The following is a 16,215-nucleotide window of genomic DNA, read 5'->3' as shown; positions in this document are numbered from 1 at the left end:
CCTTCATCGTATGCCGTGATCAGGACGGATCGGAGGCAGGAGCCTCTTCCTCCTCGAACGGTGCCGGATCGAGGTTCGTGAGTTCTTCGAGCGTTGCCTTCGACGTGTTCACAGCCACGGGGGTGCGGCGCTCGCGGCGCAACACCACGAGCGAACGCGAGGCGACCTCGAATTCGTCGCCAGCGTTCATCTCACTGGGCACCTCGAGCGACACGTTCGTTGCGAGCACCTTGTGCCACACGCCCTCGGGAGTGTTCTCGTTGAGAGGCAGATGGAAGGAGAGATTCTCATCAGAGGCGTTGAACGCGAGAATGAAATCGTCATCCTTAATCTCCTCGCCGCGCAGATCTGGCTCCGCGATGCGATCGCCATTCAAGAACACCATGATGGATCGCGCGTAGGAGGTGCCCCAATCGCCGTCGCCCATCACCTGGCCGTCGTTACGCATCCACTCGATGTCGCCGCGCTCGGATGTACCGCCGCGATCGGCGTCGCCCTTGAAGAAGCGACGACGGCGGAACACCGGGTGCTCCTTGCGCAACGCGATCGCGGAGCGGACGAACTGGTAAAGATCACGCTTAGCGTCGTCGATCTGCCAGTCGATCCAGGAGATCTCGTTGTCCTGGCAGTAAACGTTGTTGTTGCCGCCCTGTGTGCGCGCAATCTCGTCACCATGGGAGATCATCGGCACGCCCTGCGAGAACAGGAGCGTGGCGAAGAAATTCTTCATCTGCTGCAATCGGATCGCGCGGATCTGCGGATCGTCGGTCTCGCCCTCCGCGCCCATGTTCCACGAGCGGTTGTGGGATTCGCCGTCGCGCCCATCCTCACCGTTAGCCTCGTTGTGCTTTTCGTTGTAGGACACGAGATCGCGCATCGTGAAGCCGTCGTGGGCGGTGACGAAGTTAATCGACGCGAACGGGCGGCGGCCCGAATTTGCGTACAGATCCGAAGAACCGGACAGGCGGGAAGCAAACTCGGAGAGCGTCGATGGCTCACCGCGCCAGAAATCGCGCATCGTGTCGCGGTACTTTCCGTTCCACTCCGTCCACAGCGGCGGGAACTCACCCACGTTGTAGCCACCCTCGCCAACATCCCACGGCTCGGCGATGAGCTTGACCTGCGAGATCTCCGGATCCTGCTGGATGATATCGAAGAAGGAGGACAGGCGGTCGACGGCGTGGAGTTCACGCGCGAGAGTTGAGGCGAGATCGAAACGGAATCCGTCCACGTGCATCTCACGGATCCAGTAACGAAGCGAATCCATGATCAGCTGGAGCGAATGCGGTGAACGCATGTTGAGCGAGTTGCCGGTGCCGGTGGTGTCGAAATAGTGCGCTTCGTCGCCGTCTACTAAGCGGTAATACGAGGCGTTGTCGATTCCGCGGAAGGAGAGGGTCGGGCCCATCTCGTTCCCCTCGGCCGTGTGGTTATACACCACGTCGAGGATCACTTCGATATCAGCCGCATGGTAGGCCTTCACGAGGGCCTTGAACTCGTCCACCTGCTCGCCGCGGGTTCCTGCGGCGGCGTACGTGTTTTGCGGTGCGAAGAAGCCGATCGTGTTGTATCCCCAGTAGTTCGACAGGCCGCGGTCGATGAGGGCCGTATCGTTGACGAACTGGTGGATCGGCATAAGTTCGACGGCAGTGACGCCAAGCTCCTTGAGGTACTCCACCATCGCCGGGTGCGCCATGCCCATGTAGGTGCCGCGCAGTTCCTCCGGGATGCCCGGGTGGGTGGCGGTCATGCCCTTCACGTGCGCCTCGTAGATCACGGACTTGTGGTAGGGATGGCGCGGCGGGCGATCGTGGCCCCAATCGAAGTAGGGGTTGATCACCACGGAGAGCATAGTGTGCCCGAGCGAATCTTGCTCCGAGCGCTCCTCGTGGTTGGTGAAATCATAGGAGAAGTTCGACTGATCGTTTTCCACCTGGCCGTCGATCGCTTTCGCGTACGGATCGAGGAGGATCTTCGACGGATCGCATCGGTTGCCCGACGCCGGATCGTACGGCCCGTAGACGCGGAAGCCGTAGCGCTGTCCCGGGCGGATGCCGGGCAGGTAGCAGTGGAAGACGTGGGCATCGACTTCACGAAGCTCCACGCGTGTTTCGGTGAGGTCGTCTGCAATGAGACAGAGCTCGATTTTCTCAGCCACCGATGAGTAGATGGCAAAGTTCGTTCCGGCGCCATCGTAGGTTGCGCCGAGCGGATAGGGTTTTCCTGGCCAAATTTCCATGTGCTTAATATGCCACGTGCACACAGATCGTGCTCGATGTGTCCGCGCGTGCCGCTGTGGGCTGAATGAATATGTGGCGAGCGTCAACAATCAATGAGCGATCCGGGACTTTCCTCCTGATAAAATTGTGGGCGTCACAGGGGAGCGCGAGCGCGCTGAGAGTGCGGAAAGGTCCGCAGACCCTCACACCTGATCCGGGTCATGCCGGCGGAGGAAGTGAAGTCTCTCCCTACCTGCCCAGGTAGGCCCTCCACTAAACATGGAGGAAAAATGAAGTTTGTCAAGTTTGCCGCCGTGGCAGCCGCATCCGCTCTCGTACTGGGCGCGTGCGGAACCTCGTCGTCGACGTCGGGTTCCTCGGCCAGCTCGTCTGCCGCAGCTGAGAAAATCACGGATGTGAAGGTTGTCACCAATGGCTCATGGAAGCTCAAGGACGAAACGCTTGCGAAGTTCACGAAGGAAACTGGCTACAAGGTCACGCTGGTGAACGGCGAGGAATCGGGCACGCTCGATTCGAAGCTGATTCTGACCAAGGCGAACCCGGTGGGCGATGCAGTCGTTGGCCTCACCGCAAATAACGTGCTCCAGGTGGGCGAAGCTGGTGTTTTCGACAAGGAATCGGCTCCGAAGCCGGCCACGGGCGCAGAAAAATACGCGGTTGCAGGAGCTGAAGGCGCGGTGGCCCTGGATCGTTCGGATGCCTGCTTCAATTACGACATCGCCTGGTTCAAGGAGAAGAACCTCACCCCGCCCGCCGGCCTCGAGGATCTGATCAAACCCGAATATAAGGGGCTTACTGTGATCCAGGATCCGTCGAAGTCGGATACCGGTTTCGCGCTGCTGACGGCCACAATCGTGAAGTTCGGTGAAGATGGCTACACGGATTACTGGACTAAGCTCATGGGCAACGGCACGAAGGTCGATGCCTCCTGGACAGACGCCTACCAGGTGGATTTCACCGCGGGTGAAGGCAAGGGCAAGTACCCGATCGTGATGTCGTATGCCTCCTCGCCGTTCTGGACCATCAATGAGGCAGGCGATGCTTCGGCAACCGCGAACGTTGCAGGCGGCTGCTACCCGGTGGTGGAATACGGCGCCGTACTCACGGGCGCGAAGAACGCCGCAGGAGCGAAGGCATTCCTCGAGTGGCTCGCCACCCCGCAGGCCCAGGCGGCGAATGCTGAGGAGAACGTTACCTACCCCATTGACGAATCGGTCGAGCTCCCCAAGGGAATGGCCGAGTTCGCGCCGCGCCCGAACTCTGGCGATCCGCTCGATCCGACACTCATCAAGGCCAACAAGCAAAAGTGGATCACCGCGGTCACTGCGCTGTTCTGATTGCATGCCCCGCTTGGTGTGAAGCCGAAACGCGCATCACACTCTCGCTGTGCGTTTCGGTGATCCCGGAGCCAAGAAAGGTAATTCGTGGACATGATTGATTCGCGTAGCCGGATACGCCAGGAGGGCCCACACGCCGTGTGGGCCCTCCTGGCCATCATCCCCGCGGCGTTCCTCGTACTGTTCTTCGTGATTCCCGTGTGGGATCTGAGTGTGCTCGGGTTCGAACAAATCGCAGGTGCGTGGGGCGCCGGGGGCATCGGCGCGCTCGCGGACCTGCTTGTCATGGCCAACGCCGGCCAAGCCCTCGTCACGACGCTCGGCCTCGCGTTCGCGGGCACGGTTCTTTCCGCGATAGTGGGCGTGCCAGCCGCGTACATTCTTTATTGCACCGCTTTTCCAGGGCGCGGCCTGTTGCGTTTCCTGATCGTCTTCCCCTTCGTTTTGCCCACGATCGCGGTATCAATGGCGTTCCGCTCCCTGTACGACGCCGGTGGAACATTCGGCTCCCTCGGCTGGGAAGGCTCACCCGTGGTCATCGTGCTCGCCATGATGTTTTTCAACATCTCGGTGTTTGTGCGAACCGTGGGCGCCGCGTGGGGCGCGCTCAACCCGAACTATGAGGCGGCGGCGCGCACACTCGGAGCCAGCCCGTTGCGCGCATTTGCGACGGTCACATGGCCGAGGCTCCGGCCAGCGCTCGCCTCTGCCTCCACGCTTGTCTTCCTGTACTGCGCCACGTCCTACTCGCTCGTGATGGTGCTCGGAACCGCGCGCACACGCACTATCGAAACCGAGATCTACCGCCAAACCTCGGAGTTTCTCAACCTCGGTGCTGCGGCCATGCTCTCGATCCTCCAGGTGATCGTCGTGATCATGGCCCTGTGGGTGTCTCGGCGTGCCCAGCGCGGGCAGAAAGCCGAAGCTGCATCGCGTTACGTTCGTGCCCCGCGTCGGCTCACTCGTTCGCAACTGCCGCTCCTGGGCGTCGTCGTCGCCGTCGTCGCACTCCTCATTGTTGCGCCGCTCGTTCAGGTGCTCGTGCGCTCGCTGCGCCGCAACGGCCAGTGGACGCTCGCGAACTTCACCGACCTCACGGTTCCCGGAGCCGCGAAAGGGATCGACGCTCCGGTACTCGCCTCGATCCTCGAGTCGCTCCAGTCGGCTGTGCTCGCCACCGTGATCGCCGTGGCACTTGGGCTCGCCGTGTCGCTTCTCGTTACTCGAAAATTCCGCCGCCACGCAGCCGCGTTCGAGAAAGTCACCGCATTTTACGACGCCCTGTTCGTTGCCCCGCTTGGGATCTCGTCGGTCACGCTCGGCTTCGGCATGCTCGTGGCGCTCGGAGGGGCGCTCCGATTTCTCGCAGATTCAGCGTTCCTTGTGCCGCTCGCGCAGGCGCTCGTGTCCATCCCGATCATTGTGCGCACCTGCGTGCCAATGATCGGGGGAGTGAACAGGCGCCTCTACGACGCCGCCGCTACGCTTGGCGCGAATCGTTTCCGTGCGTTCTGGGTCGTGGAGGGGCCGGTAGTGACCCGCGCACTCGGCGTCGCTGGAGGCTTCGCATTCGCTATTTCCATCGGGGAGTTCTCCGCCACGTCGTTCCTGGTGCTCCAGCGCGATCCGACCCTTCCCGTCATGATCTACCGGCTCGTATCCCGCGCAGGTGCTGCCGATCAAGGCATGGCCTACGCTGGCACTGTGTTGTTGTGCGTGGTCACCGGTCTGGTGATGCTTGGCGTTGAACGAGCCAGCGCGCCCGCGCGCAATCAACGAAAGGAGAGAGCATGAACACCGCCGTCGGCCTGGACATCCGCCATATTTCGCTCGTCTACCCGGATGGGTACGAGGCGCTGAAAAACGTTTCGCTGAGCGCAGCTCCCGGCGAAATCGTTGCGTTGCTCGGCGCGTCCGGCTCCGGAAAATCCACGGTCTTACGCGCTGTTGCGGGGCTCGAACCGATCGCTTCCGGCGATGTGCTGATCGACGGCGAATCCGTAGCTGGAGTGCCCACCCACAAGCGAGGGGTGGGGATGGTGTTTCAAGACGGGCTCCTCTTCCCACAGCGCAGCGTCGAACGCAACATTGCGTACGGGCTCGAGATGGCCGGCGTCGATGCCGGTGAGCGCAAGGCGCGCGTGGAAGAAATGCTCGCACTCGTTGGACTTGAAGGATACGGGCCGCGCGACGTCGCCACACTCTCCGGCGGGCAAGCCCAGCGCGTGGCGTTGGCGCGCTCACTGGCTCCGCGCCCGCGCGTCATGCTCCTCGACGAGCCGCTCTCCGCACTCGATCAAGAACTCCGCGGCCGGCTCGCTGTGGAGATTCGCGAGATTCTCAAAGGGCACGGCACCACAGCGCTGTTCGTTACGCACGATCCGGCCGAAGCTGACGTTCTCGCCGACCGTGTGGTCCGCATCGCCGACGGCGTGCTCGCAAGCTAGGGGACCTTGCCGTGCCAGCAAAACCCTTCGGGGCATGCGCATACGAAAAGAGATCGTCGCATATGCGACGATCTCTTGCGGTGCTTGTAAAATCCTGCGGATTTTACGCACAAGTTCGGCGCCCTCACTGACGTTTCACGTCAGCGCGGGCTTTGCCGTGTCATTCTTCCGCTCGCGCGAGCGCGGCTCCAGAAGACAAGGAGAAGCCCGAACGGCTACGCCGTTCGGGCTTCTCCTTGTGGGCGATACTGGGTTCGAACCAGTGACCTCTTCGGTGTGAACGAAGCGCTCTACCACTGAGCTAATCGCCCCTTGCTGGGCACTCGAAAAGAATAGCCAACAATCCACCCCTCGATCAAATTGAAACCGCGTGGCGCAGGTCACGGAACGCGGATTGGACGATTGGGTTACATGCGTGTAAATTAATTACTCGTTGCGGGGTGTTCCCCAAAAAGCAATGCGGATGTAGCTCAGTTGGTAGAGCGCCACCTTGCCAAGGTGGAGGTCGCGGGTCCGAGCCCCGTCATCCGCTCGATGGCCAAAGCGGGCAACCGCTTCAACCACCTGGTGGGTTGGCCGAGAGGCGAGGCAGCGGCCTGCAAAGCCGTATACACGGGTTCGAATCCCGTACCCACCTCTCAATTGAATATGGGCGATTGGCGCAGTTGGTTAGCGCGTTTCCTTGACACGGAAGAGGTCGCTGGTTCGAGTCCAGTATCGCCCACTGAAACGCCGCTTCGGCGGCGTTTCTCTGCGGATGTAGCTCAGTTGGTAGAGCGCCACCTTGCCAAGGTGGAGGTCGCGGGTCCGAGCCCCGTCATCCGCTCTCTTTTTATTCGCACAGTGTTGTGTATATTCCTTTGGTTTAACCTATGCGCATCGTCATTTTTTGTGCCCGCTACTTCCTCGCCTTCTTCGGCTGTTTTCGTATTCCTCTGCGGCGCCGTCATCTTCTGTCTGTCGTTCTGGATGGTTTCCCTGCCCGGCTATTTACGTTTGCATTACGCCGTATTATATTTGTCTCATCTGGAAAGGGGGAGTTGATGGCGAAAGAATCAACGCTACAAGTTCGAATGGACGGAATAGTGAAAGAACGGGTGGAGGAGCTCTATCGGGGGCTTGGAACGAGCTTCGCCGAAGCAGTTCGAGTGTTTGCTGTGCAGTCGATCAACGCACAGGGATACCCATTCGCTATACATGCGTCACGCGAACAGACTGGGGGTGCGCGTGGGATTCTCCGCGCAGCTGCCGATCCCGCCAAGCGTGCCAAGGAGTCGCACGCGTTCGAGGCCGCCATGGAGGCAAAGCATGCCGGTGCTCGTTGATGCGAATGTTATCCTGAGGTACCTCCTTGACGATGTCCCCGAGCAGGCTGAGCGTGCACAGGCTGCCATTCGTGCTGGCGCATACACAGTCGACGAGGTCGTTGCTGAAGTTGTCTATGTGCTGTCTGGAGTTTACGAGCTTTCGCGGCGTGACATTGCTGAGGCATTGACGCAGCTTCTTGATGAGGTGGACGTGGACAACAGAGCGGTTGTGCTCGTCGCCTTGCGGGTATTTGCGGAAGATCGCATCGATTTTGTTGATGCGGTTCTGGTTGCGCGTTCGCGCGTTTTGGCTGAGCGTATCGTTACGTTCGATAAGAAACTCAACAAGCTCCTCGGTGTACAGTAGCTAATACTTCATTGTTTACTGCGAGAGGAACACCGATGGGCAAGTGGTTTGATCAAGCACGAGAAATCGAACGTCTTCGAGCGGAGGTTGTCCGTCAGCGCGAGGCGATTGAGCGTCTGCTTGTACAGATGAACAAAGCAGGCATGCGGCCGGAGAAGGATCCGTACGCGGTGACGACGCAGGAACGTGCTCTCGCGATGCAAGGGCGTCAGGTTGAGGCGATCAAGGCGTATAGGGTGCGCACGGGGGCCGATCTGGTGACGGCAAAGAAAGCGATCGATTCGGTTCCGTGAGTGGCCGACGAAGTTTCGGCCTGCGCAAACGAGCGCGTCTTCGAGAGTTGCTCGAGACACAGAGAAAGGCGTTCAATGCTGAAGCTGGTTTTGCGGGAGCTTTCCGCCGACGACGAAGCGGCTGCTCGCGCCGCCCACGCCCAGTTGTTGGGGGACGATTTCGAGTTTCTTTTGGGGGATTCCTCGCGTCCGTGGGTCGAGTATATGCACGAGCTTGAGGAGATGAGGCGGGGTATTAATCTTCCTGACGGTTTCGTTCCTGCAACGTTTTTTGGTGCGTTTGTGGGCGGCGAGCTCGTGGGGCGCGTGAGCGTCCGCCACGAGTTGAACGACTACCTGCTCGCCCGCGGCGGGCATATCGGCTACGCAGTGCTGCCCGCGCACCGACGTCGGGGCTATGGAACCGAGATCCTCGCCCAGGCGCTGCGCTACTGCGCAAGCGAACTCGGGCTCGATCGTGTGCTCGTGACCTTCGACGAAACGAACGCCGGCTCGCGAGCCGTGATCGAAGCGAACGGCGGCGTGCTAGAAGACGTGCGCGAGTTCGACGGCGAACGAGTGCGCAGGTACTGGATCGCGCTCGTGCAATAAAATAGGACACGCGAGGAATGAGCCTCGCGTTCCACATCGAAAGGATCCCGCATGTCCGTACGCGTTACCGGTGAAGAGCCTCAGTTGAGCGTGGCCGCGCGATCGGCGGCTCGGAAGGCGGCAGCTGCTACTTTCGCGGAGAAGTGGGCGGGCCGCGGCTATGAGAAGGGCGATACGCACTCCTTCTGGCTCGAGTTGTTGCGCACGGTTGTGGGCTTGGAAGATACGACGACGTCGGCGAGCTTCGAGCATCGCACTAGTGCCGGCGGATTTATTGACGTGTGGGTGCCTGAAGCGAAGACGATGATCGAGCAGAAGTCGCTGGGTGTGGATCTGGATAAGCCGGAGTTGCGCCAGAACGTGATGGTGACGCCGTTCGAGCAGGTGAAGCGATATGCGGATACGCTGCCGAATTCGCAGCGCCCGGATTTCATTATCGTGTGTAATTTTGAAGAGTTCCGGATCCACGATTTGGATGTGGAGGATCCGGCGAACCATTACACGTCGTTCCGGCTGGACGAGCTTCCCGAGCAGTTTCATTTGCTGGATTTTTTGAAGGATCCGGAGCGTCGGCGAATCGAGCGCGAGGCACGGGTTTCTCTCGACGCCGGTGCGCTGATTGGTAAGGTCTACGATTTGCTGCGTGGGCAGTTTGCGGATCCGGATGAGCCGGCGAATCTTCATTCGCTCAATGTGTTGTGTGTGCGGCTGGTGTTTTGCTTGTTCGCGGAGGATGCGGGTTTATTCCCGAAGGATGCTTTCTTCCGTTATTTGGATGGCTTGCAGGCGCGTTCGGTGCGCGGTGCGCTCAAGGAGTTGTTCGTATATTTGCGGACGAAGCCCGAGAATCGCGATCCGTACGCCTCAGACGAGTTGAAGGCGTTCCCGTATGTCAATGGTGGCTTGTTCGAGGAAGTGGTGGAGGTTCCGCCGTTCACGGACGAGATTCTAGCGGTGCTTTTGAACGAGGTGAGCCGCGGGACGGATTGGTCGAAGATTTCGCCGACGATTTTTGGTGGCGTCTTCGAGTCAACCCTGAATCCTCAGACTCGCCGTAGCGGCGGTATGCATTACACGAGCCCAGAGAATATTCACCGGCTGATCGACCCGCTGTTTTTGGATGGCTTGAAGGCAGAGCTGGATGATATCCTCGCCGACGCCGGTGCGTCAGAAAGGAAGCGGAACGGCGAGTTGCGCCGTTTCCACGAGAAATTGGGCTCGCTGACCTTCTTCGATCCTGCTTGTGGCAGTGGAAATTTCCTGACAGAGACGTACATTTGGCTCCGCCGCTTGGAGAACAAGGTTCTCGCGGAGTTGGCTCATCAGCAGACCTCGCTGGTGTTCGAGGAGATCGGCACGCCGTTGAAGGTGAGCTTGGACCAGTTCTATGGGATCGAGATCAATGATTTCGCGGTGAATGTGGCGATGACGGCCCTGTGGATCGCGGAGCTTCAGGCCAACGCCGAAGCGCAAACAATCGTGACCCAGCAGATCGAGGATCTCCCTCTTGCCGACAAGGCTCATATTGTTGCGGGTAACGCTCTTCAGATGGAGTGGGAGAGTGTACTCCCGCCCAGCAAAGCGAGCTACATTATCGGCAACCCGCCGTTTCGCGGTGCGCGTTACCAGACGAAGGAACAAAAGGCCGAGCTTGAGGCGGTGTATTCGGGCAAGCGTAATGCTGGAAATATTGATTATGTCGCTGGCTGGTATATGAAAGCGGCTCAGTACATGGGTGAGCATCCGGTTCGAGCTGCCTTTGTCTCGACCAACTCGATCTGCCAAGGTGAGCAGGTGGCAAACGTATGGAGCCCGATTTACGATCTGGGCGTTCGAATCGATTTCGCTCACGATACCTTTAAATGGACAAACGAATCGACGGATTCTGCAGCGGTTTTCTGCGTGATTGTTGGCTTTTCGAAGCTCAGCGGGCAAAAGCGCCTGTGGCACTACGCCTCGCCGACGGCGGTGCCCGAGTTGGCGTATCCGGCGCAGCTCAACGCCTACCTGAAGGACGCTCCGGATGTGTTTGTATGGAGCCGGAGCAAACCGCTGTGTGACGTGCCAACGATGGGGATTGGGAATAAGCCGATTGATGGAGGTTTCTACCTGTTTACACCCGACGAAAAAGCGGACTTTCTAAGCCAAGAGCCTCGAGCTGTGTCGCTGTTCCATCGCTGGTTTGGCTCACAGGAATTTATCAAGGGGATCGAGCGATGGGTGCTGTGGGCGGGGGACTGTTCGCCGTCTGATTTGCTGTCGATGCCGCGAGTTTTGGAGCAGGTAGAGGCTGTGCGGCAGTATCGTCTTGAGTCCAAGAGTGCTCCAACGCGAAAAATCGCCGACACTCCAACTCGTTTCCATGTGGAAAACATTCCGTCTGGCCGCTCGATTCTTGTGCCGAAAGTGTCTTCTGAACGGCGCGATTACATCCCGATGGGGATACTTGAAGAGGGGACTTTCGCCAGTGATCTCGTGTTTTTGATCCAGGATGCCGAGGATTATCATTTCGGCGTGCTACAGTCCCGTGTCCATAACGCGTGGATGCGCACCGTCGCAGGCAGGCTGAAGAGTGATTATCGGTATTCCGCTGGCGTCGTTTACAACAACTTCATCTGGCCAACGCCGTCGTCGGAGCAACGCGCGGAGATCGAAGCGGCTGGGCAGGCGGTTCTCGACGCTCGCGCTCTCTACCCGGACTCGACTATTGCCCAGATGTACGATCCGAAGCACAAGTTCCTGTTCCCGCAGCTCGTCGCGGCTCACCGCCGTCTCGACGTTGCCGTGGAAGCCGCCTACGGATTCGAGCCGGGGGTGAGCGAGGAGCAGATCGTCGCCCACCTATTCGAGCTCTACAACCACGCCGTCAACCGCTAAGCCGTGCGGTAGCTACTTTTCGTAGCGATTCTATTTTTACCGCCATGTGGCGGTAAAAATGTGGCGGTAATCGATTCGATAAATTCCACCGGTTAAAAAGCTGGACTACCGACGTCCGAGTAGCACAAGCTGAACGCCGCTGGGGTGGTTTTATGCTACGAGCCCTTACCTGCGCCATATGCACCGTACGTTGCGACGCGGGGCGTTGTTGGTTCTTCGGCGTTGTCAGTGTGCAAGCGGTTCGATATTGTTGCCGTATAGGCGATGGATTTGTAACTTCTCAGACTCGGGCGTTACGCGCGAGTCTCGAGTCGCGCTCAGATGAGATTCGCATGCTTCTTGAGAAATACCATGCGACTAACCCTCGCTTGTTTGGCTCCGTGGCACGGGGGCCGGCCGGGCCTGAAAGCGATACTGACATTTTGGTTGATATGGATCCCGCAGATGGAAATGTTGTGATGCGAGCTTCAGGCCTTCGGAATCTCGTCGCTGATGGTCACCGATCCGACAACGGGACGGCAATCGCCGATCGCCTAAGCGACGGCGGAGAGGAACGAGCAGTGAGCATATTCGGCCATGGGAGTTCTACCCTGCTCTAGAATTGCGTGTCTCTCTCGGGGTGGAATTCTCAGACGAAGCGTAGGCAAGTGATCAAAATCCGCAAGGCTGCTGCTGCGGCCGCAGGTTTGTCATACCAATCGTTTACCTTGCAGGTGTGGCAGAAGACCAAGTTGGTATTCATGTTGTTCCGCGCTTGCCGCGTGCTTTCACGGATGCGATGGAGAGCGCAAAAGAATCGCGTCGTGTCGCTGAGGAAGCCAATGCTCGTAGCGCTCGTGAGTACCGCCAGGCCGCTCGCGTTTTGCAGGAAGAGGGCATCACGTTGCGTGACATCGGGATGTTGCTCGGCGTCTCTTACCAGCGTGCTGGCCAGTTGACGAAAGAAGCGTAACCAGAGATGCCGACGTTGGTTTTGCGCGAGCTTTCCGCCGACGACGAAGCCGCAGCTCGCGAGCCGTGATCGAAGCGAACGGCGCAGAGCTTGAGTTAAGTATCTCTTGGCAAAAGGCATCATGAATCGTGTGAGCTGTTATCTGTCAGGTGATCCAACAGCGGCTCGGTTACTTTGAACGTGATTGCCATCAGGGCGCTACCCAGAATTGCGGTTGCATCGACGATGCACTGGCTTTCCTCCACAGCTCCACGTCTGCCTAATCTCCCGGGGGGGGCTCCGTGACGTACCGGATTTCGTTCGCAAAACAGTTTGTGAAAGCGTATCGTCGGCTAACGAAGACCGAAGCTTAGGCAATGCGTTCATGTTGGTGTAACGAGAGCTCACGGCGGCTGGTGCAGGCGTAGCGTCAGCCGAAGGCTTCAAGGAACAGGGCAAGAGTGGCGTATCCGGCGATCATAAAGACCAGACCGCTTGCGCACCACACGAGAAAAATGATCAGCTCGGAGGCGGCGGCGTGGCGTGTGCGCCAGGCGGCCCATCGCGCGGCCAGGCGCGCAAGCAACGGCCCGCGCAACTCGCGCACTGAATACCGAAATTCTGGCTCCTCGCGCACAAGCCGCGGCTGCGTGAGCGAATCGCGCCCGATCAGCGAGGCGCGCGCAAAACCTTCCGAGATCGCCTCCCTGCGGCGCCCGCTCAACGCGTGACGCTTCGAGGCCAGCCGATCAATATAGGCTTTGTAGAGCGTATCTTCGGCCACGAAAAGCTGACGCCACAGGCGGGCCACGCCCTCCTCGCGCGCAATCGCATCCAGTTCGGTCAGCGCCGACGCCGGATCCAGGCTCACGTGAGTACGACGGTTCGCGAACTCAAGCAGCTCTGAAACCTGCGCAGACTTCACCGCCGAGAGCAGGGCATACATCGTGGTGACCTCGTCGTCGAGCAGACGCGATGCCTCGAGCTCGCCGTCGAGAATCGGCCCGATCCGCCACAGGCTCTCCGCCTGTGCACGAAGCATTCGAACCGCGGCGAGCTTCCTGCGATGGCTTGAATCCGGATCGTTCGCGATACGCACGCCGCGCACGTACGACGTCGGCCACATCGAAAACCGGCGCTCTGCTTGCGCACTGTACGTGCCGGCGTCGACGGCGAGACGCAGGCCCTCGAGCTGAAGCGAATCGTATTGCAGAGCCAACGCGGTCAGCGTCGTCGCGATCTCCGCCCGCTCCGCGCGCCTGCGGCGAACAGCACCAACCACCGCTCTCACCACGCCCAACGTGGCCAGCGCGGGGAAGTAGAACCATAGGGAACTCACCATCACGGCTGCGGGATAAGTGGCGTGGAATCTAGCATTCGGATCGGTCGGAACGAACGTGGGGAAGTGAGGGAACAGGCGCGGAGTGAACACGCCCGGCGCAACGAAAACCCCAACTGCCGCGAACGCGACCGCGAGCGGAAACGCCCACGCCACAACCCGCGGATTGAGCGAGAACTTTGCGGAGGGGAGCATGAGGAGCGACGGCGGTGCGCCGGCGCCGTCGGCTGGTGGCGCAAGCATCGGCGTGGCCGGGTGCGGTGCATCGGTCGTCTGCTCGGCTGTAGGCGTTGGTGGTACGTGCTCAGGAGCGCCCGGCACAGTCGCTGCTGATGAGGAAACGGGCTCGGGCGGCGTCGTCAGCTCCGGCGCCACCTCATTGCCGCCCAGCAGATCCGCGGTGGTGCGTTCGACGAGATCCGCGAGCGAAACGATCCTCGTCAGCAACGCGAGCTCACGATCGGAGATCAGCTCTCGATCCGAAAACTCGTTCGCCGCGAACATCGCGCGCGCAAACTCGACGTAACGGGCGTTCCAACGAGCAAGTGCCCGCTCGCGAACCTCCACCGAGCTCGTCGCATTCGGCAAGATCGGGAGGAAACTCAGCTCCTCTATCTGTGAGCTCGCCTGCGTAAACTGCCTGCGTGCGCGGGCGAGAGCCGCGCGGCGTTCGCGCCGGGAGCGCGCCGCGAGGCCCAGGAACCGGCGTCGCTGGATCGCGTTCTGGCGTGCCGCGTCGAGGCCAACATACGCGAGCACCAGCGCGATGCCTCCCGCGAGGATCCCCGTCGCGTGAGCCTGCCGCGCAATCCACAGCTGGGCGCTCTCGTACTTCCACTCCAGTTTCGCGTACTCCTCATGCGAGTACGACGACGCCGATGGTAGGGGAGCCGGCTCCGGCGCGAACTGCTGGGCCAGGAGCGAGGCGCCCCATCCCGTCGCCAGGGCGATCAGGATCGCGCCAATCACAACGAGACGGCGCCAGCAATCGCGACGCTGAGCCTCGGTATTTTCAGGCAAACGAGAACGGTGAGTGTGGTGAGTAGTCACCCCACGATGCTACCGCGGCGCGCTATGCCCCTGCCACGAACGCCTTTGTGCGGGCCTCGCGCGGGGCATCAAACACCTGCTGCGGCGTGCCTTCCTCCACGATCACTCCGCCGTCGAGGAACACCACGCGGTCGGCCACCTCTCGTGCGAATGCCATCTCGTGGGTCACGATCACCATCGTCATTCGTTCCTTGGCCAATTCGCGTATCACGCCGAGCACGCCTGCCGTCAGCTCCGGATCGAGCGCCGACGTCGGTTCGTCAAAATAGAGAACGTCCGGCTGCATCGCCAGCGCCCTCGCAATCGACGCGCGCTGCGCCTGCCCTCCCGAGATCTGACTCGGCATCTTCTCAGCCGCACCCTCTAAACCCATCCGGGCCAGCAAGGCACGCGCCTGCACCTCAACCTCGCGCCTCTCGCGCCCGGCCACGTGGATCGGCGCGTCCATCACGTTCTGCAGCACGCTCATGTGCGGGAAGAGATTGTAGTTTTGAAACACCAGCCCGAAACGCGCCTTCGCTTGGGCGAGAACCGAGCGGTCGGCGTAACGCGCGCCACCGGCGTCGTCGGAGGCCACCTCGAGTTCGCCATACGTTAGCTCGCCCGAATCGAGCCGCTCGAGCAGGGTGAGGCAACGCAGCAACGTGGATTTTCCGCCACCCGACGGTCCAATAATCGCCACCACTTCGCCCTCGGCCACCTCCAGGCTCACGCCCTTGAGTACCGGCTGCGAACCGAACCGCTTACGCGCATCGCGTACAGAAACAACGCTCATTTTTCACACCATCTCGTAGTTGTAACGCTTCTCGATCCGCCCCAGCGCAATCTCCACGCCGAAGTTGACCACCCAATAAATCACGCCCGCCAGGATAAACGGCAGCATCGACGCGCTCGCCGCGGCCTGCGCCTTCGCAATCGAGAACATCTCCAAGATGCCCAGCGAGAACGCCAACGACGTATCTTTCACCAGCGTGATCACCTCGTTACCCGTGGCGGGCAGAATGCGCTGAATCACCTGCGGGAAAATGATCCGCCGGAACGCACCGGCGCGCGTATAGCCGAGCACGTCGGCAGCCTCCCACTGCCCGCGCGGAATCGATCCCAAACCGGAACGGTAGATTTCCGCGAAATAGCCCGCATAGTTGAGGATGAACGCCACCACGGCCGCGATGAACTTCGAGTTCGAGTTCAGCTCGATCCCGAACACGTAGTACGGCGCGAAATAGATCGCGAGCATCTGCAGCATGAGCGGCGTTCCGCGCATAATCGAAATATAGGCGCGGGCGAGCCACCGAAGCGGCGCGATCGTGCTCATGCGTGCGAACGCGATCGGGATTCCGAGGGGGAGCGCACCGATCAGCGTGAGCACGAAGATCGCGATCGACAGGCCCAGGCCCTGCAACAGGCCGGTGAGCATTACTGAGATAGTCATGGGG

The 16,215-nt window shown here is 60.3% G+C and carries 14 protein-coding genes, 5 tRNA genes and 1 riboswitch; of the genes, 14 read left to right on the top strand and 5 right to left on the bottom strand.

Features of this window, described 5'->3' with window-relative positions; all coding sequences use genetic code 11:
- Nucleotides 1–19: 19 nt before the first annotated feature.
- Nucleotides 20–2,239, bottom strand: coding sequence for a glycogen debranching protein GlgX (gene glgX, locus P8A24_RS05080; RefSeq protein ID WP_278057540.1), 2,220 nt, complete (start codon nucleotides 2,237–2,239; stop codon nucleotides 20–22).
- 128 nt (nucleotides 2,240–2,367) lie between these two features.
- Nucleotides 2,368–2,472, top strand: a riboswitch (TPP riboswitch).
- A 37-nt stretch (nucleotides 2,473–2,509) separates the two neighbouring features.
- On the opposite strand from glgX, the gene P8A24_RS05075 reads away from it, so the two are divergent.
- From P8A24_RS05075 to P8A24_RS05065, 3 genes are all read left to right on the top strand, one after another.
- Entirely contained in the window at nucleotides 2,510–3,577 is a 1,068-nt protein-coding gene (locus P8A24_RS05075; protein ID WP_278057539.1) for a thiamine ABC transporter substrate-binding protein, read from the top strand.
- Nucleotides 3,578–3,670: 93 nt separating this feature from the next.
- A complete protein-coding gene (locus P8A24_RS05070; protein ID WP_278060217.1) occupies nucleotides 3,671–5,371 on the top strand; it encodes an ABC transporter permease in 1,701 nt (566 codons plus the stop codon).
- Nucleotides 5,368–6,024, top strand: coding sequence for an ABC transporter ATP-binding protein (locus P8A24_RS05065; RefSeq protein WP_278057538.1), 657 nt, complete (start codon nucleotides 5,368–5,370; stop codon nucleotides 6,022–6,024). The genes P8A24_RS05070 and P8A24_RS05065 overlap by 4 nt, the downstream gene beginning before the upstream one ends.
- Nucleotides 6,025–6,263: 239 nt before the next feature.
- Here the strand turns inward: P8A24_RS05065 and P8A24_RS05060 are convergent.
- A tRNA-Val gene (locus tag P8A24_RS05060) sits at nucleotides 6,264–6,335 on the bottom strand.
- Nucleotides 6,336–6,483: 148 nt separating this feature from the next.
- On the opposite strand from P8A24_RS05060, the gene P8A24_RS05055 reads away from it, so the two are divergent.
- The 11 genes from P8A24_RS05055 to P8A24_RS05010 all read left to right on the top strand — a co-directional run bounded on the left by P8A24_RS05055 (nucleotide 6,484) and on the right by P8A24_RS05010 (nucleotide 12,411).
- A tRNA-Gly gene (locus tag P8A24_RS05055) sits at nucleotides 6,484–6,556 on the top strand.
- A gap of 34 nt (nucleotides 6,557–6,590) precedes the next feature.
- Nucleotides 6,591–6,661: transfer RNA gene (locus tag P8A24_RS05050), tRNA-Cys, on the top strand.
- Between the two features lie 13 nt (nucleotides 6,662–6,674).
- Nucleotides 6,675–6,748: transfer RNA gene (locus P8A24_RS05045), tRNA-Val, on the top strand.
- A gap of 29 nt (nucleotides 6,749–6,777) precedes the next feature.
- Nucleotides 6,778–6,850 (top strand) — tRNA-Gly (locus P8A24_RS05040).
- A gap of 46 nt (nucleotides 6,851–6,896) precedes the next feature.
- Nucleotides 6,897–7,349 (top strand): type II toxin-antitoxin system RelB/DinJ family antitoxin, encoded by a 453-nt coding sequence (locus P8A24_RS05035; protein ID WP_278057537.1) that lies wholly within the window; start codon nucleotides 6,897–6,899, stop codon nucleotides 7,347–7,349.
- On the top strand, nucleotides 7,333–7,698 hold the full coding sequence (locus P8A24_RS05030; protein WP_278057536.1) for a PIN domain-containing protein: 366 nt from the start codon (nucleotides 7,333–7,335) through the stop codon (nucleotides 7,696–7,698). The genes P8A24_RS05035 and P8A24_RS05030 overlap by 17 nt, the downstream gene beginning before the upstream one ends.
- A 35-nt stretch (nucleotides 7,699–7,733) precedes the next feature.
- A complete protein-coding gene (locus tag P8A24_RS05025; RefSeq protein ID WP_278057535.1) occupies nucleotides 7,734–7,991 on the top strand; it encodes a 50S ribosomal protein L7/L12 in 258 nt (85 codons plus the stop codon).
- A 75-nt stretch (nucleotides 7,992–8,066) separates the two neighbouring features.
- Nucleotides 8,067–8,582, top strand: coding sequence for a GNAT family N-acetyltransferase (locus P8A24_RS05020; protein WP_278057534.1), 516 nt, complete (start codon nucleotides 8,067–8,069; stop codon nucleotides 8,580–8,582).
- A 51-nt stretch (nucleotides 8,583–8,633) separates the two neighbouring features.
- Entirely contained in the window at nucleotides 8,634–11,459 is a 2,826-nt protein-coding gene (locus tag P8A24_RS05015) for a class I SAM-dependent DNA methyltransferase (RefSeq protein WP_278057533.1), read from the top strand.
- 152 nt (nucleotides 11,460–11,611) lie between these two features.
- Nucleotides 11,612–12,058 carry a nucleotidyltransferase family protein gene (locus tag P8A24_RS08925; protein ID WP_370870576.1) on the top strand — a complete coding sequence of 149 codons (447 nt, stop codon included), beginning with the start codon at nucleotides 11,612–11,614 and terminating at the stop codon, nucleotides 12,056–12,058.
- A 116-nt stretch (nucleotides 12,059–12,174) separates the two neighbouring features.
- Nucleotides 12,175–12,411, top strand: coding sequence for a hypothetical protein (locus tag P8A24_RS05010; protein ID WP_278057532.1), 237 nt, complete (start codon nucleotides 12,175–12,177; stop codon nucleotides 12,409–12,411).
- A gap of 409 nt (nucleotides 12,412–12,820) precedes the next feature.
- Here the strand turns inward: P8A24_RS05010 and P8A24_RS05005 are convergent, their stop codons facing one another.
- From P8A24_RS05005 to P8A24_RS04995, 3 genes are read right to left on the bottom strand one after another with little or no spacing between them, the layout of a single operon-like run.
- A complete protein-coding gene (locus tag P8A24_RS05005; protein ID WP_278057531.1) occupies nucleotides 12,821–14,749 on the bottom strand; it encodes a hypothetical protein in 1,929 nt (642 codons plus the stop codon).
- 52 nt (nucleotides 14,750–14,801) lie between these two features.
- Nucleotides 14,802–15,554 carry an amino acid ABC transporter ATP-binding protein gene (locus P8A24_RS05000; RefSeq protein ID WP_278057530.1) on the bottom strand — a complete coding sequence of 251 codons (753 nt, stop codon included), beginning with the start codon at nucleotides 15,552–15,554 and terminating at the stop codon, nucleotides 14,802–14,804.
- Between the two features lie 3 nt (nucleotides 15,555–15,557).
- Nucleotides 15,558–16,211, bottom strand: a complete 654-nt coding sequence (locus tag P8A24_RS04995) for an amino acid ABC transporter permease (protein WP_278057529.1) — start codon at nucleotides 16,209–16,211, stop codon at nucleotides 15,558–15,560.
- Nucleotides 16,212–16,215 lie beyond the last annotated feature (4 nt).

Origin of the sequence: Arcanobacterium wilhelmae (genome assembly GCF_029632765.1) — a bacterium.
GTDB lineage: Bacteria > Actinomycetota > Actinomycetes > Actinomycetales > Actinomycetaceae > Arcanobacterium > Arcanobacterium wilhelmae.
This window is presented reverse-complemented; position numbering and strand designations above follow the sequence as displayed.